Consider the following 24,488-nt stretch of genomic DNA (forward strand, 5'->3'; position numbering starts at 1 on the left):
CAAATCAGCATGCGTAGCCAAATTTTTAATTCAAATCATCGGGATCCGAATATTTCCTATAGAGGGGAGAGTCCATCGCGATTGGATAACTTGACCGATGCAGTTTTTGGAATTGCGGTAACACTTTTGATTTTCAATCTTTCCAGTCCTAATTCATTAGAAGATCTGATAGTTTTCACCAAAACATTACCTGCTTTTTTAATCAGTATTGGTTTCTTGATTGTGATCTGGCAAGAGCATGTCAGGTTCTCAGAAATATATACCGTTAGAGGGCCATGGCTGATTTTTCTAAATTCTCTCTTTATCGCTTTGATAATTTTTTATGTTTATCCTTTGCGATTCCTGACCCTTTTTCTAACCAATTTGATTTTTGGAACTGATATTTCTCTACAGATTTCCGCAGTTGAAATTCCAATTTTGATGATCTATTACGGCTCGATTGCCTTTGGGCTTTACTTTGTGCTATTTTGGTTTTACTTCATTGCAATCCAAAAAAAGGAGATTTTAGCGTTAAGTCCCTATGAAGAGTTTCATACTAAATTCCAGCGAATCAGAATTGTGATCATGTTTACTGTTCCTTTAGTTTCCATACTTCTGGTTTGGATCATTTGGCCTTTTTCCATCGCTTGGTCTTCTTTCTCAGGAGGAATGGTATATGGGCTTTATACTCCAGCAATCATGATTTGGGTAAATAAGTATAAAAAAACCGCCGGCTCAATGATCACAAAGCAGTAATCAATTTTGATTTAAATCCTATATGAAGAAGCAAAAGTAGACCAAACAGGCTATCCTTTTTCAAGGGTTTAAGTTAAATCCATTCTATTTTTTTAGAATTGCCTTGGATTGCTATCTTTCTATAACCCAGAATATCAGACCTATGAAACCAAGCCTAATTTTCATTCTCACAATTTTCGCAGCATTAAACCTACATGCGCAAACTGAAATCCGTACCAACCTGGAACTGACTCCTGATCATTTCCCTCAGGAAGGTGTACCAAAAGGAGAGTTTTTAGGCCCATTTGACTTTCACAGTAAAATTATCGAAGGAACCGTCAGACAATATTGGCTATTTATCCCCGCACAATATGACGCTGTCAAACCCGCAAGTGTGTTAGTTTTCCAAGATGGTTACAGAGCCACCAATCCAAATGGATCTATTCGAGCTCCCCAAGTGATGGAAAACCTGATTGCAAAAGGTGAAATACCTGTCACGATCGGTATCTTCATTTCTCCTGGCAACCTTTCTGAAACCTATCCCACTGATCTCGGATCCAGCAACCCTAACAACAGAGCAGCCGAATACGATGCAATGGACGATCGCTATGCAAGATTCATTATCGAAGAAATGCTTCCTGAAGTGGGCAAAAAATACAATCTCACGTCTGATCCTGAGCAAAGAGCCATTGGTGGCACCAGCAGTGGAGCCATTGCAGCATTCACCGTGGCATGGCATTATCCAGATTATTTCCGAAAAGTATACAGTGGAATAGGTAGCTACGTATCCATTGGATTCCGGCCAAATGAAAATCCCATAAAACTGGGAGGGCAAGATTATCCTGCTTTGATACGAAGAGAGAAAATCAGGCCGATGCGTATTTTCTTTCAAGATGGAACCAACGACCTAAGTAATGAATGGGGCAATTGGTTTTTGGCAAATCAGCAAATGATTTCAGCCTTGGAATATGCCAATCAAAATGCGGACAAAAAGGGGTTGCCAGCACCAAGATACCAATTCACCCACGTTTGGACCGATGGAGAGCATAGTGACAAACATCCAGGAGCCTTACTTCCTGAAGGATTAAAATGGCTTTGGAATTCCAAAAAATAAGAGATGTCCTGACCCAATTAAATTTCTGAGAATAATCTTCCTACATCTAATTAATCCAAGCTGTAGGCTGGAAATTTATGGTTGAAAGGATGAATCAGTACCGAGAATTCAAATTGAAATAGTGGTTTAATTTATTTTTTGGATAGAATTTTCTATTTTTTCAAATTGAAACATTAAATCCTAAATAACCTATATCCATGAATAGAAAAATTACCACTCTTTTCCTGATGGGGGCAATCACTTTTGGTTTCCAAAATCAAATGCTTGCCCAGACGGAATCCAAAATGCCACCAATTATTGATGTGCACGTCCATGCCATGAAAGTCAATCCGGGATTCGCTGCTGGTGACTTATGCCCTTGGTTTTTGACAAGTATGCCCGGAAGTGGGCCAAACCAACCTGCGCCAAGTTTCATCAACACAGATTGTGTAGATCCTCTAAAGGCCGCTAAGTCTGATCAGGAAATGCAAGATGCAATTATCGATGCTACCAAACGTCTGAATGTAACCATGGTCGTAAGTGGCGATGCGGAAATCATTCATAAATGGCATAAAGAAGCACCCGACAGAATTATTCCTTCCATTGGGGTTGCCCCAGGAATGACCGTTGAGGCATTTAGAGATTCTTTGTCTGGTGGATTTTACAAAGTCATGGGCGAAATCGCTCCTCAATATCAGGGAATGTCACCTAGTGATATGTCTTTGGATGAATATTTTGGTGTGGCTGAGGAATTGGGCATTCCGGTAGGAATACACATGGGAACTGGAGGAAATGGGATGGCAAATATTACTTCGCCAAACTACCGAGCTTCTATGGGCAATCCATTTTTATTGGAGGATATGCTGGCAAGACATCCTAAATTGAAAATCTGGGTGATGCATGCCGGATACCCAATGATTGATGAAATGATTGCTTTAATGGGCGCAAATGCCTATGTCTATGTCGATTTGGCAGGATTAATCTGGAGTTATCCACAAGACGAAATCCATGATTACCTCAAAAGATTGGTTCAGGCAGGTTTTGGAAAACGAATCATGTACGGAACAGATCTAATGATCTGGCCAAAACTATTGGAAACCTCCATTGGCCTCATCCAAAATGCCACCTACCTATCTCATGATCAAAAAAGAGATATCTTTTTCAACAATGCTGTTCGGTTTTTTAACCTAAACGAAGAAGATTTCAAGTAATCAAATCATTATTTGACAATGAAACAGGACAGGGGAGAACAGTCTCCTGTCCTTTTTTTGCTATTTTCCCAGCTAACCAAATTTCTTCCTCACAAGGAAAATCACTTTAGTTCCAATGAATAAGATAACCCGCTTAGCCTTTATTTCACTTCTGATAAGTCTGACTTTATTTGCCAATCAGAATACTTTCAGTCAAAATCTTTGGCCAGATGGAACAGAAATATCTCCATGGTTCCATGACTATTCGAAGCTTCAGTTAGAAAATCTTGGAAAGCAATATGTGATTACTGAGCATGGTGTCCTTGCAGACAGTATGCTTTTACAAACTTCAAAAATCCAATGGGTGATTGATCAGGCAAGTCAAAATGGCGGTGGTGTAATTGTAATTCCAAAAGGGACATTTTTAAGCGGAGCATTATTCTTTAAACCCAACACCAGATTGCATGTTTCCGAAGGAGCAGTATTGAAAGGATCTGATGACATTGCCAATTACCCTTTGATTCCCTCAAGGATGGAAGGCCAAAACCTGGATTATTTTGCTGCTTTGGTCAATGCCTATGAAGTCGATGGATTCTCAATCACAGGCACTGGAACGATCAACGGAAACGGTCTAAAATATTGGGAAGCATTTTGGCAGAGAAGAAAGGAGGATCCCAATTGCACCAATCTGGAAGTTTCCCGACCTCGTCTGGTATTTATTTGGAAGAGCAATGACATCCAATTACAGGATGTGAAATTGATCAATGCGGGCTTTTGGAGCAGTCATTATTATCAATGCAAGAATATCAAATTATTGGACTTGACTATCACCTCGCCGCATGAGCCCGTCAAAGCACCAAGCACCGATGCGATCGATTTGGACGTAGTTTCGAATGTCCTGATAAAAGGCTGTTATCTCGCCGTAAATGACGATGCCATTGCCTTAAAAGGTGGAAAAGGCCCTTGGGCGGATCAGGATCCAAACAACGGAGAAAATACCAATATCATCATTGAAGACAGTGAATTTGGGTTTTGTCATTCAGCCTTGACCAATGGCAGCGAATCCATTCACAATAAAAATGTGATTATGAGAAATGTCAAAGTCCAAGATGCTGTCCGACTTTTATGGCTGAAAATGCGCCCGGATACCCCACAGCATTACGAATACATCACCGTTGAAAATATTACCGGACAAGCCAGAAGTTTCCTTTATGTTAAGCCCTGGACCCAGTTTTTTGATCTGAAAGGTAGACCTGAAGTTCCAATTTCCTATTCTGACCATATCACCATGAGGAATATCGATCTGGAATGCGAAATCTTTTTCGATGTTGCGATTACAGAACATGATCGATTAGCTGACTTTAAGTTTGAAAATCTTATAATCAAGGCCAATAAAGCAGATTTTAACCCATCAATTGTGGATGGATTTGAGGTAAAAAATGTAGTGGTTAACGGCAAAAAATTGGATTAGGAATTAGATACAATGGAAGGATAAATTGCTGAAATTCGCGAGGTTTTAGACACACCGCCAATGAAAGCAATTCTCACCATCGCATTACTTGTTCTATCCAATACTTTTATGACTCTGGCCTGGTATGGCCATTTGAAATTCGCAGAATGGAAATGGTTCAGCAAATTGGGATTGATTTCTGTCATCCTCATTTCCTGGGGAATTGCCTTATTTGAATATTGCTTTCAAGTTCCTGCAAATAAAATTGGATTCATCGGCAATGGAGGTCCCTTCTCTTTGGTGCAACTGAAAGTCATCCAAGAAGTCATCACCTTGGTAGTTTTTATGATCTTTTCCCTAATTGCTTTTAAAACCGAGACATTCCGATTAAACCATCTTCTTGGGTCAATTTTCCTGATTTTGGCAGTGTACTTTTTCTTCAAAAAGTAAATGCATCCAAGTACTATTGGGAAATTAATTGATGAATAAATTTCATTTTTTCCAATACTACTGGACTCACGACAAATGGATAAGCATCCGGAATTCCCATGCCGCGATTGAGGCTATTAATCGCAAAAGATACGGGTGCCCAAGTCTCATAAATTTCATCAAAACCATTGATTTCATAAGGGTCAGTGGGGATTTTGCCCTTTACGCTTTCATCTTTTATTCTTGGATTTACGGTCACTCCAAAGTAAAAAGCAGTCTCCGACATGTCCATAATATGAAGGTAATGAGCCCATGTTTCAGCCCAATCTTCCCAAGGGTGAGCTGTTGCATACTGGCTGATAAAGCTTTGCTGCCAATTTTGAGGAGCTCCATTTTGATAGTGTGAATTTAGTGCCTGTCCATAATCCAATTGCTCATCGCCAAAAATTCTCCTGAACTCCTGTAGATTTTCTTCCTGGCCAGCAATCAATTGGTCCCAATAATAATGCCCCACCTCATGTCTAAAATGACCGATCAAGGTTCGGTATTGCTCAGACATTTGCTTTCTCATGTATTCTCTATGAACCGAGTCCGCTTCAGAAAGTAAAATGGTGATCAAGCCATTTTGGTGTCCCGTGTTGATTTTGTCATTGCCCTGCTTCGCAATAAAATCAAACATCAAGGAAATAGGCTTTTCTGTCGAATTTTTTGTGTTCAAAAGCCCCAATTTCAATAATTGATAAACCAATCTGTGTTTGGCACTTTCCAGCTTTTTCCACTTTTCAAAATTCTCTTGATCTGAGAGATCAGGAATTGTTCTGTTTAGAGAACAAGCAAGGCAAAATTCCGAATTTTCATCCTGAGGGATTAACCAATTGCAAACTCCAAATTTATAGTTTCCGCAATAGGTGAATTTTCCTTTCTCATCATTTATTTCTAAAGATGGAAATGGAGAATCAAAAGATTTTAGATCAAGATCCTTTACGGAAAATCCCACATGATTTCCACACTTTTCACAACTTGAATTTTCGAAGTAAAGTGGATGAAAACAATGTCCACATTCAAATATCTTCATATACCTCTTAGAACTTTATACTCTGAAATAACCCTAAGTTAAAGGGTAAATTGTGGATTACCTGATTTTAAATTTTTTAAAAAGATCGGCTTCAAAAAAACAGGCATTTTTCCGAGGATCAATCTTAAATAACTCCAATTCTCAACTTTACTTAGCAATACTTTTTCTTCTGAAACTACAAAAAATGAGCTCAATATTAACAGATAATTAATGATAAATAACTAAATTCCAATAGAGTACACCATCTAACCCATAAATAAATGAAAAAACTAGTAGCAGAATTTATTGGTACGCTTTGGCTTGTCCTTGGCGGATGTGGTAGCGCCGTTTTGGCCGCCGGGTTCCCTGAATTAGGGATTGGATTTGTAGGAGTCGCTTTTGCATTTGGACTCACAGTCGTCACCATGGCTTATGCCATTGGACATATTAGCGGCTGTCATTTAAATCCAGCTGTATCCATAGGATTATGGATGGGAGGAAGATTTGATAGTAAAGACATTGTGCCTTATATCATAGCCCAGGTATTAGGAGGGTTAGCAGGAGCGGCTATCCTTTATTCTATCGCTACAGGTAAAGCAGGTGTGGACCTTGGAGGATTTGCATCAAATGGTTTTGGAGAAGCTTCCCCGGGAGGGTATTCGATGATGTCGGCTTTGATCACAGAGATTGTGATGACATTCTTCTTTCTCATCGTGATTTTAGGAGCTACACATCCTAAAGCGCCGGCAGGTTTTGGAGGCCTAGCCATCGGTCTGGCTTTGGTTTTAATCCATTTGATTTCCATTCCTGTGACCAATACTTCTGTCAATCCTGCAAGGAGCACCAGTCAGGCTATCTTTGCCGGAGGGATCTATTTACAGCAATTATGGCTATTCTGGATTGCACCGATTGCAGGAGCTATTTTAGCCGGGATTGTCTATAAATTTCTATCTCCAACAGAATGAATTTTCAAAAAAAGTTAAATCTTTGTGAATAGAATTATTTCAATGTCACTTAAGCTTTATTAAAATGAAATATTTTAAGATTTTATTTCTGGTTGTGTTTTTTGCCTGTGCAGCTACTTTAGAGAGTAATGCTCAAGAAGTGGGTATAAGGTTTGGTCAATTTGGTGGTAACAATGTGGCCATAGACGGAGTTTTTTCACTTGGTCAATTCAGCAGAATACATGCTGATGTAAGTTTTGGTTCTGGAGTCGGAGTTGATGCACTTTGGGATTTTATTTATAGGCCAGTTGGTTCTAGTGACTTCAAATGGTATGTAGGAGCTGGTCCTTCATTATACATTGATGATCCCTTCTCTTTGTCAGCAGCTGGCGAAATAGGTATCGAATATGCTTTTGAAGAAGTTCCTATTGTTATTGGTGCTGATTGGAGACCTACTTTCCGGATTGTAGAAAACACAGATTTTTTTGCGGATGTGTTTGGTCTGAATATCCGGTGGAGATTTGGCAATGATGGCAGTAACGCCACAAATTAATAACTAGGAGCGGGATTGATTCCCGCTCTTTTTTTATGAAACTTATTACAGAAGGAACTTATCGTTTAGAGAAATTCTCTGGTAAAGGAGGTTGGACGTATATCAAACTTCCAGGAGAATTGATCAAATCTGGAAAGGCCTTTGGAATGATGAAAATTTCCGGGTCAATAGATGACTATTCTTTTGGAGGAAAGCACTTATTATCCATGGGAAATGGCTATGTATTTTTGCCAGTTGCCAAGCCCATTCGTAAAATTCTTGGAAAAGAAGAAGGGGATGAAGTAGAAATTAAGTTTTACCAAGATGAATTACCGGATGGCATTCCTCAAGAATTGATTGAATGTCTTCAAGATGATCCGGGTAAACTTGAGTTGTTTCGGCAGTTAACCAAAGAGGAGCAAGAAAAGTGGATTTCCTACATATATTCTATTGAGGATATAGAAGCAAAATCCAATCGTATCATCAAGTTGCTAAACTCTTTATCCTGAATTCCTAAAACTCTACGATAATTCCGACAGTTGGCAAAATAGTCCCTGCTGTGTTCTCGATAAATTTCAATTGATATCGGCTTGGTTCATTTGGATCCACCAAAATATTTCCGGCATCATCTCTTACAGGAACCAATAATGGAGCTTGCTCGGCCTGAAAATTATAGGCATTCTGGATATCTACATACCAATTCAAACTCCATTTAGGAAAGTAATATTTTTTATCGACTCTCAAATCCAGCTGATGAAAAGCATTTAGCCTAAATGTATTGATCTGTGAATAATCAAAAATTGGTTGGCCTCTCAGATCCCAATTACTGATCAAGGATGACTCCTCCACATCGTAAGGGGTATAAGGTGTGCCTCCTAAATACCTCCATCTTGTACCGACTTCCCAGTTATTATTAAACCTCTTTCCTGCGGTCAAGCTCAAGATGATTTTATTGTCCCAAGATGAAGGAATAAATCCTTCTGTATTTGGGTTGGTAAATTCACTTCTGACCAAAGTCAAAGAGGCAATTCCATAAAAATCATTAAACAATCGCTGCTGAGCGAGAAACTCCAAACCAAAGGCTCGCCCTTTGGCATCGGACTTCACAGGTTCATTTCCAATCACCCCAAAATCTGCCCCCAGGTTAGCCAATGCAATCCCATTTCTTACCGAGGAAGGATAGTTTTTATATTTCTTGTAAAATGCCTCCATTGTAAACCTTCGGTTTTTCTCTGGTGCCAAAAACTCCAAACCTGCGATCAGTAGACTGTTTTGGATGTATCGGACATCTTCATCTTGATTGACCAAATCACCTTCATTATTCCGATAACCTAAAACCGTGTACGGAGGCTTTTGGTAATAAATACCAGCATTTGCTGTTGCAAAAAGATTCGGCCTTAATTGGTAGGAAACCGAAAATCTGGGACTGATTTGATTCAGGGGATTTGATGCAGTTTTACCAAAATCTGATCCGTCCATTCTTACTCCTCCGGAAAGTAGTAATCGCTCATTTTTAGAATATTTCGTACCCGAGATGAAGCCCCCGAATTCATTGAAATTTGAAGTGGACTCAACGGAAATTATTTCATTTGAATTAGCTAATGTCGCTCGGTCAAAGTTTTTAATGTAATACCTTGAATACTCATAATTAAAGCCGTATTTGATAGTATAACCATTACCAAAGATGTTGTTTTCAGCCCGAAACTTGTTTTCTGATTCCTGAGACAAATACCTATACAGCAAATTGGCTTCTGAACTTTCCTCATTTTTAAAATATTTTTCTGCTTCATTATTGAGCATATTCCTGCTCAAGACAAAAGTCCAAAAACCATTTTCCCTATATCTCTTCAATTTTAATCCTGTGGTATAATTCCACTGACTTTGGACAGGAAGTACATCCAATAAATACAGTCGATTTTCCAAATCATCCCCTGTTTCATCCTCTGGTATTTCCTTGTTCAAAACAAACTGATCTATCGCTCCCACACCCAGAAAAGTCAATTCAGTCTTATCATTGATCTTGGTGGTGGTTTTGAGTTGAAAATCATTAAAAGTCGGCAAAAATGGCAAGCCTAAAACTTTGAAGAGTCCCTGCAAATAGGATCTTCTAGCAGAAAGTAAATAGGTGGTTTTCTCTCCCAAAGGTCCTTCGTTTGATAAAGTCAATTCGGAAGCTCCCAAAGTCAATTGGGTTTCCAATTCTTCCCTATTTCCTTCCTTTAGTTTGATTTCAAAGAAAGAACTCAAGGCATCCATTCTATTGGCAGGAAATCCTCCAGCGATCAGATCCACGTTTGAAATCAAATTGACATTCAATATCCCAACTGGCCCTCCAGAAGAACCTTGTGTGGAAAAGTGATTGATCACGGGGACTTCAATTTCGTCAACGAAAAACTTGTTTTCATTTGGAGCTCCCCCTCTGATCAAAATGTCATTTCTAAAACTTGCCGTACTTGCCACTCCCGGTAATGCCTGTATTACTTTAGAAATATCTCTGTTTCCACCAGGATATCGCTCAATCTCATTGCTATTTAATTTTCGAACTGACAATGGAGTCTCTTCGGATCTGGAAAACTCAGAACTTACGACCACCTCGTTTAATTCGGAGGCATCTTCGCGAAGTTCAAAATCCAATTGAACAGATTTCGAAATCGTGACACTCACCTCATATTTGGTCTCCGTCTTAAAGCCCACAAAACTTGCCCGAACATTGTAGAGGCCAGGAGGAACATCCGTAATTTCATACATTCCATTTTCATCGGAAATTGCTCCAAAATCGGTGTTAAGAATTAAAACATTCGCAAAAGCCACCGCTTCTCCATTGGAAGGATTGGAAATTTTTCCCCGGATAATACCTTGGGAAAAGGCAGCCATTGAAACAAATAAAAAGACAATTGACAGTAAGCTTTTATTCATAAGTCTGGTAGTTCTTAAACAAAATGAATTTGGACGCAAAAAGTTTAGGTTTACTCCAATTTTTAAGAATTCATTTTTTCTTTTTCTCTCCAAAGTCTCCACCAAGGAGTGCCGGGTGAGTCATGATGCTCGTAATGATACCCAAAAAAGTAGCAAGAAAGGAAAGCCCAAAAATGGTTTTTTGATTGTGTGGTAGAATGGTGTTTATTGTCGTTTTCACCTTTATGAGGCAAATACGTACCAAAGTAAAAAAGCTGAAATGTGGATAACACTGCAGGAAGCATCCAATATAAAATCAAGTTATCCACATGGATAAATAACTTTAAAACATTGAATGTCAAAGCCATGAGCAAAAATTGCCAAATGCTAAGGTACTGTTTGATAAAGCTAAAGTACCAAGGAAAGAATCGATCTGAGTGATGATAATCCGGATCCTTATCCGTTGCTACAAAACGATGGTGTTCATGATGTTTTGGAAATAATTTCCAGTAAAAATTAAAGGAAAAAAGTAAGGCTGCAAAAACACCAATTACATTGTTTACAATCTTATTGGACGAAACTAATCCGTGCATGGCATCATGCGCCGTAATAAATAATCCAGTGTATAAATGCATTTGGATCAATATCAACAAATAAGTGATGGGGCTATTCCATTGTATATCTATTGACAGCAAATACACTAGTGAAATAGACCAGCATGCTATTACTCCGAAAGCAATTAGAATTCCTTTCGGATCAATATTGGAATGAAATGAAGTTGATTTTCCTGCATTCATGTCTGCAAGCACGGTGAAGTGGATCAGAAAGTCAAGATTTTCTCTCGAACTTGTTCCATAAGCCACATAGGCGTAGAGGTAGCACCACAGATTCCAATGCTTTCACCATCTTCAAACCAATCTGGCATGATTTGATCCGCATTGGAGACAAAATATGTATTTGGATTTTTCTCTTTGCAGACATTGTATAGGACCTTTCCATTGGAAGATTTGGTACCACTGACAAATACGATCTTGTCAAATCGCTCTGCAAATGCTCTCAGTTCCTTATCTCTATTGGAAACTTGTCTACAAATGGTATCATTTGTATTTACCGAGATTCCGTTGTTTTTAAGAATCTCGTTGATTTCGTAAAATTTATCTGTGCTTTTAGTAGTCTGGCTATACAGCGTGATATTTCTTGGCAATGTCTCCAGGTCCAACTCAGAAATATCTTGGAAAACAACCGCTTTATTTCCCGTTTGTCCTAACAAACCGATCACTTCCGCATGGCCATGTTTGCCATAGATGTAGATCGTTTCATCTTTATCAAACGAGTTTTTGATCCTATTCTGAAGTTTCAAAACCACAGGGCAACTCGCATCAATCAAATTCAAATTATTCTTGATCGCGAGTTCGTAGGTAGATGGTGGCTCTCCATGTGCTCTGATTAAAACCTTCTCATTGACCAGAGAACTCAATTCTTCGTGATTGATTATTTTCAGACCTTTTTTTGTCAGTCTGTTTACCTCCTCATCGTTGTGGACAATATCTCCAAGACAATACAAATATCCTTGTTCATCCAAAATCTCTTCAGCCATTTCGATGGCATAAACTACTCCAAAGCAAAAGCCAGAATGATCATCAATATGTACCTGAAGGTTCTTCATAGCCTATTAACTTTTTACAGTTTGAATTGTTCGTTGGCTGCGGAATTTTTCAAAGAAAGAAATATTCATCAGCAACAGAGTCATTGAATAAATGGTATCCTCCACCGGCACCGTCCAAATCCGGATTCCTAAATTCTCAGAGTTATTATAAATCACTACAGGCTCTTCAGTCAGCCCTCCAGTCAAAACCCCATTGCAAAGCAGAAAGGGGATCAAATGAACTAGATAGGCAAAGAGAAATTTTCCTAAATATTTATCATTAAAAGCCAGAAAATGAAGTACTAAGGCGATAGCTCCGATGAAAAAGTTAACCGAAGTGTACCACTTATCCAAATGCATTAATCCTAAACCTATCAGAAAAGGCACCATGACATAGACAAATGGTTTTCCTAGATCTTTGAGAGGGTCTTTTGGAAAGAAATAATTTAAAACCTCATAAATAAATACACAGGCGAAAGGCACGGTGATAAAGAACAGCCATTCCTCTAGCGGTAAATCAAAAAAATAAATACCCAAAATATACCTTGGATTGAATTCCCAAACTCCCATCACTGTAAACCAATGATCCCAGATAAGAAAAAATGCAGCTGTTATCAAAATGGCAGGAAAAAGGGCTCCCCATTTTTTTGCAAACTGAATTTTGCTTTCAAAAGATCGCAGCAATGGAAATGAAATGGCAAAGGCATTAACTCCCAAGTATAAATACTTTTCCATATTAGGTGATTCCCAGCTTGTTTACGAAATAGGTTCCTATCAACAGGGACAGTTTCTTGGAATTTGGTATACGGATTCTTCTTTGGGTGATAGTTTCGGCTGGAAGGCCCTTTATTTTATCAAATAACTTCTGGTAATAGAGATAGGCAACTTTTACCCCTAGTTTCGCTCCAATCGGAAGTTGCTCAATCCCAGAGAGCGAATCATTAAAATCCTGCTGAATATCTGCCTCTATTTGCTTTTTGATCACTTTATCAAAATGATTAAAGTCTACTCCAGGGAAATAAACTCTCCCTCTTTCTTCGTAATCACTTTTGATATCTCTTAAGAAATTGACTTTCTGAAATGCTGCACCAAGCTTACAAGCTGAGTCTTTCAATCGATCATATTCCTCTTGATTTCCTTCGCAAAAAACCTTTAAGCACATCAGGCCTACTACTTCAGCCGAACCATAAATGTACTCTTGATACTTGCTGTCATCGTAAGTTTTAAAATCCAGATCCATCTCCATACTATGGAGAAATGCTTCTATCAAGTCATGGTCAATTTTATATTTATTGACTACCAACTGGAAGGCATGCAGCACAGGGTTAAGTGAAATACCACTTTCTATGGATTCATAAGTATCTTTTTTAAATCTAGCCAAAAGTTGGGCTTTGTCCTGATCATGAAAAGTATCCACGATTTCATCTGCATATCTCACAAATCCATAAATGGCATAGATAGGCATGTGAAACTTTTGGTCAAGCGTTTTGATCCCCAAAGTGAAGCTGGTACTGTAGCGTTGGGTGATCAGTTTGCTACATTCAAAAGTCGTCTGATCAAAAAGATCTCTTGGGTTCATCACTATTAAATATATCTAATTTCCATTAATAAATTTCCTTTATCACCTCATTAGCTACCACTTGCCCCGAAATCAAAGATGGCGGAACACCTGGACCAGGAACAGTCAACTGACCAGTATAATACAAATTAGAAACCTTTTTGTTTTTCAAAGAGGGCTTTAATATCGCGGTCTGAGTCAGCGTATTCGCTAAACCGTAGGCATTTCCTTTATAGGCATGGTAATCATTCTTGAAATCCTGATGGGCATAAGACCTTTTGAAGACGACATGAGATCTGATTTCCTGTCCGGTAATCTTCTCCAGCCTAACCATGATGATGTGATAATATTTTTCTCTAAGCTCCTCCGTATCTTCTAAATCAGGTGCCAAAGGGATCAATAAAAAAAGATTTTCCATTCCTTTGGGAGCAACCGATCTATCCGTTAAGGATGGTACTGACGCATAAAACAATGGCTTTTCTGGCCATCTTGGATTTTTGTAGATAGCATCTGCATGCGGCCCAAGAGGCTCATCGAAAAATAAATTATGATGTCTCAGATTTACCAGTCGCTTGTCTATTCCCAGATAAAACAGCAAGCTCGAAGGCGCCAAGACTCGCTTATCCCAGTATTCTTCTGAATAGTTGCTATAATTTGGATTGACAAGATGCTTATCCACATGATGATAATCAGCTCCGGCTATAACCACATCCGCCTCTATCTTTTTTCCAGAAATCAATCGAACAGCTTTTGCCTTTCCTTCTTTAATTTCTATTTCCTCCACCTCGGAGTTATACAGAATTTTAACGCCTTTTTCCTCTGCCAGACTCACCATGCCCCGAATGATCTCATGCATCCCTTTTTTAGGATACCATGTACCTAAAGCGATATCTGCGTAATTCATCAGGCTATATAAAGCAGGAATATTTTCTGCGGTCTCCCCTAGGAAAAGTACCGGAAATTCCATCAAACGGATGATTTTATCAGATTTGAAAAACTTCCGGACATGTTTTGCCATCGACTGGAATATATCCATCCGTAGCATGTCCTTTAATAACCCCGGCGATGTAAATTCAAAGACAGAACGACTTGGTTTGGTGACGAGATCATGGATTCCTACTTGATATTTATATGCTGCCTGCTCCAAAAATTTATCCAATTGAGCAGCCGCTCCAGTTTCTATTCCCTCAAGCATGGTTTTGAACTCATCCAGATTGGCTGGAATGTCCAACACATCACCTTCGCCATATATTACCGAATAGGATGGGTCTAAACGGATCAGCTCGTAATAGTCAGATGGTTTTTTTCCAAAGGTTGCAAAGTACTTCTCAAAGACATCTGGCATCCAATACCAACTTGGACCCATATCAAAAACAAACCCCTGATGTTCAAACTTTCTAGCTCTTCCACCGGGGCTTTCATTTTTTTCTACTATTGTTACTCTAAATCCTTTTGCTGCTAAATGGGTAGCTGCTGATAATCCGGCAAATCCCGAACCAATTACTACCGCATGTTTCTCGGCCATAGAATCAATTTTTATGCTTGTATACCATCAAATCTTCTTTGAGAAGCTTTCGGGCAATATGAATTCTATTCTTTACAGTTCCTATCGGAATCTGCAATTTTTCGGCAATTTCATGGTATTTAAAACCTCTGTAATGCATCATGAAAGGCGTTTTGAACACATCATCCAAGCGATCGATCGATTCATAAATATCATCCATGGCTAAGTTTCCAAAAACTCCATTTTCAATCTGCACATTGCTTGAATTGAGGTAATGTAAATTATCGGTGGTATCTACAAAAGTACCTCTTCTCACCATCTTCTGATAGTTGGTGATAAAGGTGTTTTTCATGATCGTATAAAGCCAAGCCTTCAGATTAGTGCCTTCAGCAAACTTATCTTTGTTGGTATATGCTTTTACCATTGTGTCCTGAAGCAAATCGTTGGCATCATCAATATCTCTTGTCAGTTTCATGGCAAAAGGCTTCAAAGAACTGGAGAGATGGTTTAAGGAGTAGCTAAATTCTAGAGTCGTCATGGCTATTGGTCTTTTGTTTAATCAAATCTATCATTCATTAAACAAAATAACAAGCTTTTGTTTAATATTTTTGAAAAAAACATAATCACAATAACATGAATGGTAGATATTTATGGGTGAATGGATGTATTTAGACATAAAAAAAGCATTTCCGGAGAAATGCTTTTGTTTAACTTTTTATGTAATTTATTAAACTACTTTTCTATTACTTCTTCTCCTATTTCTTCCAAAACATCCTTGATATCCCTGATATAATTAAACTGGGTCACATTTGACGGGAAAATCATATCCTGACCAACCACCTGATATCCTGAAACAAAAATCTGGGACTTCGAAAACTTCTTTGAAAGCATATCCACATATCCCTGAGCTGTTTCCCCTGCCGGTAAAGTCGTCATGACCGTTAATAAGTATTCCGGCTCCAATAAATTATACACTGCATCTAAATCATCCTTAGGAGTACTCTGTCCCAAGTAAATCACTTTATGTCCTTTGCTTTTAATTAGATAAGAAGCAAAAAGGAGTGAAATCTCATGCAATTCACCCTCAGGCAAAAACAACAAGAACTTCTTCCCTGTGACGCTTGGGATTTGCCCATCGATCGCCACAATCAATTTTTGGCGGACAAGGTTAGAGATAAAATGCTCCTGGGCCGGATTGATTGCACCGGTTTGCCAAAGCACTCCGATTTTTGCCAGAAAAGGATAGATGATATTGAGCATGGTTTGCTCAAAACCGATTTTGATGATATTAGTGGTGAGGACTTTGTCAAATCGATCCTCGTCCATTTCAATCATGCAAATCGTCAATGCATGAATCTGATCATCATGGGTCAAGGACCTATCCGTCAGCTTCATCACTTCTTCCCGCATCAGTTCTGGCGCCATCGACGCTATTTTACTGATCTTAAAACCGTTGTCATTTAACAAGGCCACATTCAGAATCAGTTTCAGATCACTGTCATCGTAATATCTGATATTGGTATCTGTCCTTTTGGGGTTTAACAGGTTGTAACGTTGTTCCCAAATTCTCAAGGTGTGTGCCTTGATCCCGGATAATTGCTCTAAGTCTTTGATTGAATACGTGCTCACTTTTCCTCCTCTTTAAAATATTCCCTAGGTACCAAAAACAACCCAAATGAAACTGCATCATCCTTCTTATTGGTTCGATGGTGCGCTTGATGGGCTTTAAATATTCCTCTTAAAAATGCATTCTTTGGTTTCTGAAACCATTTAATCCTACGATGGATCAGAACATCGTGCAAAATGAAATACAACATTCCGTACAAACTAATCCCTATTCCTATCCAGAATCTGTAATCCAACTCCTCCACTCCCAGTAGAATTAATACAACAGCAATGCTTCCAAAGAGTAAGGAAAAAAGATCATTCAGTTCAAATGCAAATTTACTAGGCTGATGATGTGTCTTATGGATCATCCATAATGGACCATGCATCAGATATTTATGAATTGCCCATCCTGATAATTCCATCAGCCCAAAACCAATTAAAATAAATCCAATGGCTTTCATCATTTAGTAGAAAACTTAAATCCTGATCTTTTGTTCTAAAATTTTTTTTCGTTTGGCAAATAACTCTTTTTGGCCCAACAATACTATTTCTACACGGTGAAATTCAATACAGCAAAAAAGAGTATCATCGCAATTAACAGAAAGGGAGCCAGCGGGTTATATTTTTCAAATGTCGCCTTTCTATAAATGAGATGAATTAGAAAAGAAACTCCAAACCAGCCCAAATAGTTTTCGAAAGGAATGATGTCAAATTTCCAATACCACATATCCAAGGAGGTAGCAACTGGCTCCATGACATAATCAAAGGCTGTCATGGCCACTGCTCCCATCAATGCCGCATAATAATCATTTTGAATACTTCGTGAAAAAACCGAGCCAGTCAGATAAACAAGGATAAACCAATTGACCCCAATCACGAGTGGAACTTCCCAAAGCATGGGCCCCAAAGTCGGCCCATAAACGTAATCACCATACAGCAAACCGGTATGGATTCCAATCAATTCCGAGCCGAAACCTATCCAAAATGCCAATGCTGCGACGATAGGAAAAGCATCTGTCCAGCCTCTATGGAAAGATAAAATCAACACCAAGGTTACTAAAAGCTGGGCCGGAGTAAGGGAAAGAAAAAATGGCCGATACTCAGGAATACTCAATCCCACAGCTCCTACCAAATACAAAGCCACCACCACGATCTTGGCAATCAACAATCTTTTATTTTGAGCCTCGGGAGGAGTTTTTGCGACTTTATGCATAATTCGGGGAGCTTTGAGTAGGGTAAATTCAGTTTTTCACGTTGGGATTCCTAACTTTGAAATCTCAAATCTGTTTGCAAAAAAACGAAAATACCGCTAAAATCTCTCGCTATGATTCTTTACAACATCACATTCACAGTTTCCAATGACGTAGAAGAGGATTTTGTCCAGTGGATGAAGGAAACTCATATTCCTGATATTTTCGCAACAGGCTTGTTTTTGGAGCATAAATTTTTCCGTTTGCTCAATAGTCCTGATGACAATGCGACGAATTATAGCCTTCAGTTTTTTGCTGAAAGTACTGCCAAGTTAATCGAGTACGAAAGCCGGTTTGCACATGCCCTTCGATATGAAACCCAGGCTCGCTACGGAGAAAATGCCATGGCATTCCGAACCCTGATGGAACTGGTAAAATAATTTCAGTAAGTAGCTTGCCTACCGGAGGTAGGTTTTCAATGTCAGCCTGAGCACTTGAGAGACGAGAGTCTCAAAATCGAAGGGTCCTCGACTCCGCTCGGACTGACCCGTATATCGTACCATTAAATCAATCTGTCATTGGTAGCACTGGAGCAACAAAAGTCGAGTATATCCAGGTCAGTTTTATTAGGCAGTACTATTCGAACTATTGAAAACGAATCCAAATCCCCCTTGGAGAAGAATCATTTATTGAAAACAAATCGCATTCAAAGGGGGTGGGGGGATTTATCAAGAATTCATTGAATATGGTGGAGACTTCTAAAGTGATCAACCAGAGAGCTTTGACTTTTTAGATTTATTAACTAATTATTTTGCAGTGAATTAACTAAATTCCATTCTAAACTCTTTAGAATGCATAGACTGCTCCTGATTTTTAGTTTGGCTTTATTTTTTTCCTGTGGAGAGTCAAGAGACTCCAAAACTTCCGGTACCCGTAATATTCTCGAAAATCTCAGCTATTCTATCGACACAGTTGTTGTTGATCCTGGTGATGAGATTATAAATATTAAACGTGGAGCCAGATTTTCCACCGTATCACTAGACGCGCAGAAGTACTATTACTATGACTATGATAAGACTTCAATCCATGAAATTGATTTAGAAACCCTCAAATTGACAGATACCCACCAATTCTCCAAAGAAGGTCCTAATTCCATCGGTTTTAATCCACCTAAAATTCAGCCATTGAGCGATGAAAGATTTTTATTTGTTTCTTCTGGTATCAATGTAGGAACCTTCAATAAGAAAGGTGAAAAGGAGAAAAGTCTAAAATTTAATTTCAGGGAAATAGAAGGACTTGAAGAAGAAGGTGAGGGTCTAATTACTTACAATGCGCAAATTTCAGAAAATGAAAAATTACTATTTGCATTAACTAGACCTGACATGGTCAGTTCTGATGTTCGATTGATCATCATAGACCCTGACACCAAAACAGGAAAAAGCATATCACTTCCTGAATTCATTCCAACCTTGAATTTTAAAATAAGACTTCAAACAGAGAAAGAAGTCTGGGGAGTTGGGGAAGGAGTTAATCTAAAAATATTGAAGGATCAGCTTTTTATATCAAGTACTACTAACTCAGATACCTATATCTATGATTATCATTCAGACTCATTGCGTTTAGTCGAATTTCCTCATCAGCTAGTCCCCGACAGAAAAATTGCAGAGGTAAAAAACAAAGTAGAGGATAAGGCAGAGTTTTATGCTGAATGGGCCAAATTCAAGTATCAAATTAGCTTTGCTGAATTTCTATGGGATAAGGAACGGCAGCAATATTTTAGGTTTGCTTATCAACTGATACCGCGTGATGATCCTAATCTGGAGGATAAATCGGAAGTTTTTCTTTTTGCCTATGACAAAGATTTAAACCTGATAGGTGAGAGTCAATTAGAAAATGTTGAATACAGATTCCAATCTCCTTTCTTCAAAGACGGCAAACTCTATTCCTATGTCAACGTCGAAGACGAGCTCGGCTTCGCAGTATTCACTTTTGATTTTGAAGAAAAATGAGAATTGTATATCAACTAATCTTTTTATGTATCATTTTCTCATGTCAGAAAAAGGATGAATCTAAGGTTGAGTTGAATGAACCTAAGATTGTCAGAAATCCTATAGATACATTAATGAAGGATCCTGAAAAAGAAGATTCAATCATTAGTATAGAGGAAGAGGAAGCTCAAGAAGAAATTCAGAAACCAGAAGATCTAACCCCAACCAACTATCTAGAATACCTTTCCTTTAAAATTGACACTGTGCTCACTGATTCGAAAGGGACTCTAATTTACCTACCTCAAGGTTTAAATAATTCTGATCTATCCCCCAATAAAAAATTCTTATTTGCTTTAAATTCAAAATCAAACAAACTCTACCAGTTTGATTTAGAACGCTTTGAATTGGTGGAATCCTACCAATTTGAAAAAGAAGGTCCTAACAGTGTTCCACCTAAAATCTGGAATTTCCAATTGCTAGATGGACAAAAAATCGGCTTTACAGACTACCATATCGCCGGAATCTATAATTTCCAAACCCAAAAACTGTTTTCCTTTCAGTTTTCAGAAAATGATTTTTCCGATTTAATAGACACACCCACCGAAGCCAAATACGAAAGACTCCAGTTTAGCGCAGATGGAAAAGAAATTTATTTTCTACACCAGAATATTGAGGGAGAAAAAGTGTATTTGGGAATATTTGATCCCAAAATAAAGAAAGAAAAGCTGGTGGACTTAGTGGAATTTGAATTCTTGACCCGACTCCGTTTTACCCATAGTGAAGGGATAGCCCATCATATTGCTGATTTCGCAACCCTTGGACTTAAAATGGAAGCTAATCGGGCCATCATCTATTCAAAAGGTACCAGTAAAGTTTATCTGTATGATCTAGCAAGTGGTTCTTTGACTTTCAAATCTCCTAAGCATGAACTTGTTCCCAATGATCAGATCCCCCCATTTTCCAATAAATTTTCATCTATTCAAGAAGTCATCGATGCCAGTGAGTCTCTTTTGTTTCAGATTTCATACCATGACATTCTATATGATGATCAACAAGAGAAATATTTCCGCTTTGGGACGATCATGGAAAAAACCGAAAACCCAAGCCCCAATACCAAAAAAGAAGTATACCTCTTTGCTTACGATCAAAATTTCAATTTAATCGGAGAGACTCAAATCAAAGAGTTAAACAAAGTACCAGCAAATCCCTTCTTCAAAGACGGTAAACTCTATTCCTATGTCAATGTCGAAGACGAGCTCGGCTTCGCAGTATTCACTTTTGATTTTTAAAAACCATGAAAAAACTACTTCCAATTATTCTGCTCAGCATTTGCTTGGCATGTAACAGACCAACTGAAGAATCCAGTCAGGAAGAATTTGAATTTTCTTATAGCAGTGACACTGTGATGGTGGATGCAGGAGATGACTTCATTTATCTCAGAAGAGCATTGGGAATCGCAGATTTAAGCAAGGACGAAAAACAGCTGTATAATTTCAATTTCGATGCTACAGAACTGGAAGTAATCGATTTGGAACAAATGAAACTGGTCGACCGGATAAAAATGGAAAAAGAAGGCCCTCTTGGCACAGGTTTTCCTCGATACTTGAGTATCAGTGATGATGGAAAATTTTTCTTTGTCGGCTACACAGATATTCGTGAGTTTGATCCCTCTTTGCAAAATCAGGTCCTCTATCAATTCCGAAGTGACAAGACTATTGGCCTAGAGGAGGGAGAGACGCTAGGTCAGGAATTCCAGATTTCCCAAAATGGCCAATACATTCTGGTTCCATACGGCCCTGAAAACATGGATGAGCCCAAAACCGGAATAGCGATCCTTACGCTCAATGATATGACAGTCAAAAAAATCCCTATGAATCTGTGGCAAAGGACGCAAGACTATTTGGTAACCCTATACATAGATGGAAAATTGCAGTCCAGATCATTTGAACAAGTCGATATATTACCAAGGAAAGAGCAGGTTTTGATCTCCTCTCACAATTTTAACGAAGTATATGTGCTGGATTTAAAGACAGATTCTATCACTCACAAAACTTACCATTCCAAGATAACCGCTGATACAAAAAAGCTTCCCGCAAAAACTACTCTAGATGCTCCGGAACAAATGCGGGATGCCTTTACACAAATGAATGAAAATGTGGAATTTGGTGGATTTTATTTCGATGAAGTCAACGAGAAATTCTTTAGATTTTCTAGAGAGCTAGATCGGAAAATCGGTGATTCAACTGTTTTTAAGGAAGTAGTCACCATTTTTGATAAAGACCTAAACCAAGTACATGAAGAAATCTTCCCCATCAATTATTATGGGTTGAAATTTTTTAAAGAGGGAAAACTCTATTCATTTCTTAACATCGATGACGAGCTTGGCTTTGCAGTATTCACTTTTGATTTTTAAATAAAATGAAAAAACTATCCTATTTCTTGTTTCTAGCGCTGTTTTCATGCGGAGGTAATGAAAATTCTGAGTCTTCCAATTCTAATATTCTGGAAGATCTAACCTTCTCCGTGGATACAGTAATGATAGATCCAGGGGAGGAATTACTCGTTATTTCCAGCGGGTACCAACTGAAAAGCTCCAGCAGTTTTTCAGAGGATAATCGCTTTCTATACATTTTCAATCACCAAGATCACGTTATTGCCAAAGTGGATCTAAATGAGCTAAAATTGCGTGACTTTTTCAGCTTCGAAAAGGAAGGTCCCAATGGAACTGGTCCTTATGTTCAAAACCAACAAGTATTACCTGAAGAGCAGTTTTTAATAACAGGGTACCAATTGGCAGGTGTTTTTGAGCGGACAGGCAACAAGGTTCAGAATTTTAATTTGAACACAGAAGAATTCAGCGGTTTGGATGAAAACACACCCTTTGGGAATCAGTTGATTCTGGCTTCTGGTGCAAATTGGCTATTTTCCCTGTCTGGCTTATTCAACCAAGGGGGCAAAGACTTGGTCAAGCTCAGCCCTTCAGAAAAGACTGGAAAGCTGATTGACTTATCGGGATTGGATATTGCCGACAACTATTTCGTGGCATTGCATAGCGATCAGGGAAGTATGTTTTCGGTTCCCCAATTTAACCTTCAAGAAATCAACGGTAAACTCTACATCACTACGGAAGTCACCTCATCCTTGTATCAATATGATTACCAAAATGATTTGCTTCACCTAGTCACTTTTGACCATCAGATTGTCCCACCTGCCAAGACTGGAAAATTGAAAAAGGAAGTCACCAGCAGGGACGAGTTTAATGATGAAATGCTAAAGTCTTCCTCCCAAGTTAGTTTTGAGAAATTGCTATGGGATGAGAAAACGAATCGTTTTTTTCGATTGGGTAGAAAAGTGCTTCTAGATGACCCCAGCGATGCCAACTCATATAGTTTCGAATATTACCTGTTTGTCTACGATAAGGAATTAAATCTTCTGGGCGAAAAGTATTTGGATGGAGTCACTGACCAACTTGCTTTCTATTTTCTTAAAGAGGGCAAACTCTGGTCCTACGTCAACGTCGAAGATGAGCTCGGCTTCGCAGTATTCACTTTTGATTTTTAAAAACCATGAAAACAATTTTTTACTCAATAATTACCCTAGTCCTTTTTTCCTGTCACGAAAAAACAAAAACAGCAAACATGCTGGAAGGCTTGAAATTGACGGTTGACACAGTCATGGTAGACCCAGGAGATTCTTTTTTTAATTTAAAATATGGGTTAGACCTTTCTGATATTTCCGAAAGCGGTAAGATTCTCATTTTTATGGAGAGGGATAATAAAAATTTATACCAAATTGATCTGGAGACATTAAAAATACTTAGCAAAACTCAGTTCGAAACTGAAGGCCCAAACGGTATTGGTCCATTTGTAACAACAATGTCGCGAGTATTTGATGATAATCTATACTTCGGCACCTATAAATATGGAGGCATATTCAATCCTGAGGGAATTAAAATTGATCCTAAAACAATACAAACTGATCAAATCAAAGGTAAAAATGGAGAGTCAGAAATGAGTTTTCACTATTCTCCAGTGCTATCTAATAATGGGAAATTTGCTTATTCCCTTCCCAGAAATGAAGATAAGGACACATTTAGCTTTTCTTGGTTTGATTTTGAAACTAACCAAGGTGAAGTTACTGCTTTAACGAAGTTTGACTCTCTTACGCAATTTACAATCCAAGTAATTGGCGGAAGTAGAAAATTTAAATTAATGGAATCCGCTTTTGTCCAAGCCTATGGCGAAAATGTGGTCATTAGAACTCCAGGCTATAGTGATATCTACCTCTTCAATAGCGGTACAAAGCATTTATCGCATAAAGCTTTTCCTCACCAAATTGTACCCACCCGAAGAGATCATAATTTCAACGGAAAAATTGAATCAATGCAAGAAATTAGTCTAGCCCGCGCCAGACTTTTTGAAGATATTCTTTTTGAAGAGTTCTTATTTGACGATGAGAGCAAATATTTTTTTCGATTCGGGGCTAGGAAAAAACCCAAACTAGAAAACTCTAAATCCGAAGAGAGTGAAGTATTTCTATTTATCTACGATGAAGATTTTAATCTCTTGGGAGAAACAAAAATAGATGATTTAAAAAAAGTACCGGAATACCCTTTCTTCAAAGACGGCAAACTCTGGTCCTATGTCAATGTAGAGGACGAGCTCGGCTTTGCAGTATTCACTTTTGATTTTTAA

The 24,488-nt window shown here is 38.4% G+C and carries 25 protein-coding genes; 14 read left to right on the plus strand and 11 right to left on the minus strand.

Annotated elements, in window-relative coordinates; genetic code table 11:
- Nucleotides 1-9: 9 nt before the first annotated feature.
- The 5 genes from FHS59_RS10035 (at nucleotide 10) to FHS59_RS10055 (ending at nucleotide 4,897) form a co-directional block, all read left to right on the plus strand.
- Nucleotides 10-735 carry a TMEM175 family protein gene (locus FHS59_RS10035; protein WP_184495011.1) on the plus strand — a complete coding sequence of 242 codons (726 nt, stop codon included), beginning with the start codon at nucleotides 10-12 and terminating at the stop codon, nucleotides 733-735.
- Nucleotides 736-877: 142 nt separating this feature from the next.
- A complete protein-coding gene (locus tag FHS59_RS10040) occupies nucleotides 878-1,828 on the plus strand; it encodes an alpha/beta hydrolase (protein WP_184495012.1) in 951 nt (316 codons plus the stop codon).
- A 197-nt stretch (nucleotides 1,829-2,025) separates the two neighbouring features.
- Nucleotides 2,026-3,018: an amidohydrolase family protein gene (locus FHS59_RS10045; RefSeq protein WP_246388393.1), complete on the plus strand. Its 993-nt coding sequence runs from the start codon at nucleotides 2,026-2,028 to the stop codon at nucleotides 3,016-3,018.
- A 115-nt stretch (nucleotides 3,019-3,133) separates the two neighbouring features.
- Nucleotides 3,134-4,468 carry a rhamnogalacturonidase gene (locus FHS59_RS10050; protein WP_184495013.1) on the plus strand — a complete coding sequence of 445 codons (1,335 nt, stop codon included), beginning with the start codon at nucleotides 3,134-3,136 and terminating at the stop codon, nucleotides 4,466-4,468.
- A gap of 60 nt (nucleotides 4,469-4,528) precedes the next feature.
- Nucleotides 4,529-4,897: a DMT family protein gene (locus FHS59_RS10055; RefSeq protein WP_184495014.1), complete on the plus strand. Its 369-nt coding sequence runs from the start codon at nucleotides 4,529-4,531 to the stop codon at nucleotides 4,895-4,897.
- A gap of 13 nt (nucleotides 4,898-4,910) precedes the next feature.
- On the opposite strand, the gene FHS59_RS10060 is transcribed toward FHS59_RS10055, so the two are convergent.
- Entirely contained in the window at nucleotides 4,911-5,951 is a 1,041-nt protein-coding gene (locus FHS59_RS10060) for a zinc-binding metallopeptidase family protein (RefSeq protein ID WP_184495015.1), read from the minus strand.
- Nucleotides 5,952-6,211: 260 nt separating this feature from the next.
- Between FHS59_RS10060 and aqpZ the strand changes: the two genes are divergently transcribed.
- The 3 genes from aqpZ to FHS59_RS10075 all read left to right on the plus strand — a co-directional run bounded on the left by aqpZ (nucleotide 6,212) and on the right by FHS59_RS10075 (nucleotide 7,915).
- On the plus strand, nucleotides 6,212-6,895 hold the full coding sequence (aqpZ, locus tag FHS59_RS10065) for an aquaporin Z (protein WP_184495016.1): 684 nt from the start codon (nucleotides 6,212-6,214) through the stop codon (nucleotides 6,893-6,895).
- A 64-nt stretch (nucleotides 6,896-6,959) separates the two neighbouring features.
- On the plus strand, nucleotides 6,960-7,427 hold the full coding sequence (locus FHS59_RS10070; RefSeq protein WP_184495017.1) for an outer membrane insertion C- signal: 468 nt from the start codon (nucleotides 6,960-6,962) through the stop codon (nucleotides 7,425-7,427).
- 35 nt (nucleotides 7,428-7,462) lie between these two features.
- Nucleotides 7,463-7,915, plus strand: coding sequence for a YdeI/OmpD-associated family protein (locus FHS59_RS10075; RefSeq protein WP_184495018.1), 453 nt, complete (start codon nucleotides 7,463-7,465; stop codon nucleotides 7,913-7,915).
- A gap of 4 nt (nucleotides 7,916-7,919) precedes the next feature.
- On the opposite strand, the gene FHS59_RS10080 is transcribed toward FHS59_RS10075, so the two are convergent.
- The 10 genes from FHS59_RS10080 to FHS59_RS10125 all read right to left on the minus strand — a co-directional run bounded on the left by FHS59_RS10080 (nucleotide 7,920) and on the right by FHS59_RS10125 (nucleotide 17,829).
- Nucleotides 7,920-10,322 carry a TonB-dependent receptor gene (locus tag FHS59_RS10080; protein ID WP_184495019.1) on the minus strand — a complete coding sequence of 801 codons (2,403 nt, stop codon included), beginning with the start codon at nucleotides 10,320-10,322 and terminating at the stop codon, nucleotides 7,920-7,922.
- A gap of 62 nt (nucleotides 10,323-10,384) precedes the next feature.
- A complete protein-coding gene (locus FHS59_RS10085; protein WP_184496090.1) occupies nucleotides 10,385-11,098 on the minus strand; it encodes a fatty acid desaturase in 714 nt (237 codons plus the stop codon).
- Between the two features lie 23 nt (nucleotides 11,099-11,121).
- Nucleotides 11,122-11,967 (minus strand): 4-hydroxy-3-methylbut-2-enyl diphosphate reductase, encoded by an 846-nt coding sequence (locus tag FHS59_RS10090; RefSeq protein ID WP_184495020.1) that lies wholly within the window; start codon nucleotides 11,965-11,967, stop codon nucleotides 11,122-11,124.
- 6 nt (nucleotides 11,968-11,973) lie between these two features.
- A complete protein-coding gene (locus tag FHS59_RS10095; protein ID WP_184495021.1) occupies nucleotides 11,974-12,681 on the minus strand; it encodes a lycopene cyclase domain-containing protein in 708 nt (235 codons plus the stop codon).
- A 1-nt stretch (nucleotide 12,682) separates the two neighbouring features.
- Nucleotides 12,683-13,525, minus strand: a complete 843-nt coding sequence (locus tag FHS59_RS10100; RefSeq protein WP_184495022.1) for a phytoene/squalene synthase family protein — start codon at nucleotides 13,523-13,525, stop codon at nucleotides 12,683-12,685.
- Nucleotides 13,526-13,550: 25 nt separating this feature from the next.
- Nucleotides 13,551-15,029, minus strand: a complete 1,479-nt coding sequence (locus FHS59_RS10105) for a phytoene desaturase family protein (RefSeq protein WP_184495023.1) — start codon at nucleotides 15,027-15,029, stop codon at nucleotides 13,551-13,553.
- 4 nt (nucleotides 15,030-15,033) lie between these two features.
- Entirely contained in the window at nucleotides 15,034-15,546 is a 513-nt protein-coding gene (locus FHS59_RS10110) for an RNA polymerase sigma factor (RefSeq protein WP_184495024.1), read from the minus strand.
- Nucleotides 15,547-15,740: 194 nt separating this feature from the next.
- Entirely contained in the window at nucleotides 15,741-16,637 is an 897-nt protein-coding gene (locus FHS59_RS10115; RefSeq protein ID WP_184495025.1) for a MerR family transcriptional regulator, read from the minus strand.
- Nucleotides 16,634-17,080 carry a sterol desaturase family protein gene (locus tag FHS59_RS10120; protein ID WP_184495026.1) on the minus strand — a complete coding sequence of 149 codons (447 nt, stop codon included), beginning with the start codon at nucleotides 17,078-17,080 and terminating at the stop codon, nucleotides 16,634-16,636. The genes FHS59_RS10115 and FHS59_RS10120 overlap by 4 nt, the downstream gene beginning before the upstream one ends.
- A gap of 86 nt (nucleotides 17,081-17,166) precedes the next feature.
- Nucleotides 17,167-17,829, minus strand: a complete 663-nt coding sequence (locus FHS59_RS10125; protein ID WP_184495027.1) for a carotenoid biosynthesis protein — start codon at nucleotides 17,827-17,829, stop codon at nucleotides 17,167-17,169.
- A gap of 111 nt (nucleotides 17,830-17,940) precedes the next feature.
- Here FHS59_RS10125 and FHS59_RS10130 point away from each other — a divergent pair, with 111 nt between their 5' ends.
- The 6 genes from FHS59_RS10130 (at nucleotide 17,941) to FHS59_RS10155 (ending at nucleotide 24,488) form a co-directional block, all read left to right on the plus strand.
- Nucleotides 17,941-18,246 carry a DUF4286 family protein gene (locus FHS59_RS10130; RefSeq protein WP_184495028.1) on the plus strand — a complete coding sequence of 102 codons (306 nt, stop codon included), beginning with the start codon at nucleotides 17,941-17,943 and terminating at the stop codon, nucleotides 18,244-18,246.
- A gap of 411 nt (nucleotides 18,247-18,657) precedes the next feature.
- Nucleotides 18,658-19,815, plus strand: coding sequence for a DUF4221 family protein (locus FHS59_RS10135; protein ID WP_184495029.1), 1,158 nt, complete (start codon nucleotides 18,658-18,660; stop codon nucleotides 19,813-19,815).
- Nucleotides 19,812-21,083: a DUF4221 family protein gene (locus tag FHS59_RS10140; protein WP_184495030.1), complete on the plus strand. Its 1,272-nt coding sequence runs from the start codon at nucleotides 19,812-19,814 to the stop codon at nucleotides 21,081-21,083. Before FHS59_RS10135 ends, FHS59_RS10140 begins: the two co-directional genes overlap by 4 nt.
- 5 nt (nucleotides 21,084-21,088) lie before the next feature.
- On the plus strand, nucleotides 21,089-22,207 hold the full coding sequence (locus FHS59_RS10145) for a DUF4221 domain-containing protein (protein WP_184495031.1): 1,119 nt from the start codon (nucleotides 21,089-21,091) through the stop codon (nucleotides 22,205-22,207).
- Between the two features lie 5 nt (nucleotides 22,208-22,212).
- Entirely contained in the window at nucleotides 22,213-23,355 is a 1,143-nt protein-coding gene (locus tag FHS59_RS10150; RefSeq protein ID WP_184495032.1) for a DUF4221 domain-containing protein, read from the plus strand.
- Nucleotides 23,356-23,360: 5 nt separating this feature from the next.
- Nucleotides 23,361-24,488 (plus strand): DUF4221 family protein, encoded by a 1,128-nt coding sequence (locus tag FHS59_RS10155; protein ID WP_184495033.1) that lies wholly within the window; start codon nucleotides 23,361-23,363, stop codon nucleotides 24,486-24,488.

It is taken from the genome of Algoriphagus iocasae, assembly GCF_014206875.1.
Classification (GTDB): domain Bacteria; phylum Bacteroidota; class Bacteroidia; order Cytophagales; family Cyclobacteriaceae; genus Algoriphagus; species Algoriphagus iocasae.

What these genes read in the sequence shown, in the direction of transcription:
- FHS59_RS10035 (WP_184495011.1), top strand. Translation starts at nt 10, where the DNA reads ATGCGTAGCCAAATTTTTAATTCAAATCATCGGGATCCGAATATTTCC.
- FHS59_RS10040 (WP_184495012.1), top strand. Translation starts at nt 878, where the DNA reads ATGAAACCAAGCCTAATTTTCATTCTCACAATTTTCGCAGCATTAAAC.
- FHS59_RS10045 (WP_246388393.1), top strand. Translation starts at nt 2,026, where the DNA reads ATGAATAGAAAAATTACCACTCTTTTCCTGATGGGGGCAATCACTTTT.
- FHS59_RS10050 (WP_184495013.1), top strand. Translation starts at nt 3,134, where the DNA reads ATGAATAAGATAACCCGCTTAGCCTTTATTTCACTTCTGATAAGTCTG.
- FHS59_RS10055 (WP_184495014.1), top strand. Translation starts at nt 4,529, where the DNA reads ATGAAAGCAATTCTCACCATCGCATTACTTGTTCTATCCAATACTTTT.
- FHS59_RS10060 (WP_184495015.1), bottom strand. Translation starts at nt 5,951, where the DNA reads ATGAAGATATTTGAATGTGGACATTGTTTTCATCCACTTTACTTCGAA.
- aqpZ (WP_184495016.1), top strand. Translation starts at nt 6,212, where the DNA reads ATGAAAAAACTAGTAGCAGAATTTATTGGTACGCTTTGGCTTGTCCTT.
- FHS59_RS10070 (WP_184495017.1), top strand. Translation starts at nt 6,960, where the DNA reads ATGAAATATTTTAAGATTTTATTTCTGGTTGTGTTTTTTGCCTGTGCA.
- FHS59_RS10075 (WP_184495018.1), top strand. Translation starts at nt 7,463, where the DNA reads ATGAAACTTATTACAGAAGGAACTTATCGTTTAGAGAAATTCTCTGGT.
- FHS59_RS10080 (WP_184495019.1), bottom strand. Translation starts at nt 10,322, where the DNA reads ATGAATAAAAGCTTACTGTCAATTGTCTTTTTATTTGTTTCAATGGCT.
- FHS59_RS10085 (WP_184496090.1), bottom strand. Translation starts at nt 11,098, where the DNA reads ATGAATGCAGGAAAATCAACTTCATTTCATTCCAATATTGATCCGAAA.
- FHS59_RS10090 (WP_184495020.1), bottom strand. Translation starts at nt 11,967, where the DNA reads ATGAAGAACCTTCAGGTACATATTGATGATCATTCTGGCTTTTGCTTT.
- FHS59_RS10095 (WP_184495021.1), bottom strand. Translation starts at nt 12,681, where the DNA reads ATGGAAAAGTATTTATACTTGGGAGTTAATGCCTTTGCCATTTCATTT.
- FHS59_RS10100 (WP_184495022.1), bottom strand. Translation starts at nt 13,525, where the DNA reads ATGAACCCAAGAGATCTTTTTGATCAGACGACTTTTGAATGTAGCAAA.
- FHS59_RS10105 (WP_184495023.1), bottom strand. Translation starts at nt 15,029, where the DNA reads ATGGCCGAGAAACATGCGGTAGTAATTGGTTCGGGATTTGCCGGATTA.
- FHS59_RS10110 (WP_184495024.1), bottom strand. Translation starts at nt 15,546, where the DNA reads ATGACGACTCTAGAATTTAGCTACTCCTTAAACCATCTCTCCAGTTCT.
- FHS59_RS10120 (WP_184495026.1), bottom strand. Translation starts at nt 17,080, where the DNA reads ATGATGAAAGCCATTGGATTTATTTTAATTGGTTTTGGGCTGATGGAA.
- FHS59_RS10125 (WP_184495027.1), bottom strand. Translation starts at nt 17,829, where the DNA reads ATGCATAAAGTCGCAAAAACTCCTCCCGAGGCTCAAAATAAAAGATTG.
- FHS59_RS10130 (WP_184495028.1), top strand. Translation starts at nt 17,941, where the DNA reads ATGATTCTTTACAACATCACATTCACAGTTTCCAATGACGTAGAAGAG.
- FHS59_RS10135 (WP_184495029.1), top strand. Translation starts at nt 18,658, where the DNA reads ATGCATAGACTGCTCCTGATTTTTAGTTTGGCTTTATTTTTTTCCTGT.
- FHS59_RS10140 (WP_184495030.1), top strand. Translation starts at nt 19,812, where the DNA reads ATGAGAATTGTATATCAACTAATCTTTTTATGTATCATTTTCTCATGT.
- FHS59_RS10145 (WP_184495031.1), top strand. Translation starts at nt 21,089, where the DNA reads ATGAAAAAACTACTTCCAATTATTCTGCTCAGCATTTGCTTGGCATGT.
- FHS59_RS10150 (WP_184495032.1), top strand. Translation starts at nt 22,213, where the DNA reads ATGAAAAAACTATCCTATTTCTTGTTTCTAGCGCTGTTTTCATGCGGA.
- FHS59_RS10155 (WP_184495033.1), top strand. Translation starts at nt 23,361, where the DNA reads ATGAAAACAATTTTTTACTCAATAATTACCCTAGTCCTTTTTTCCTGT.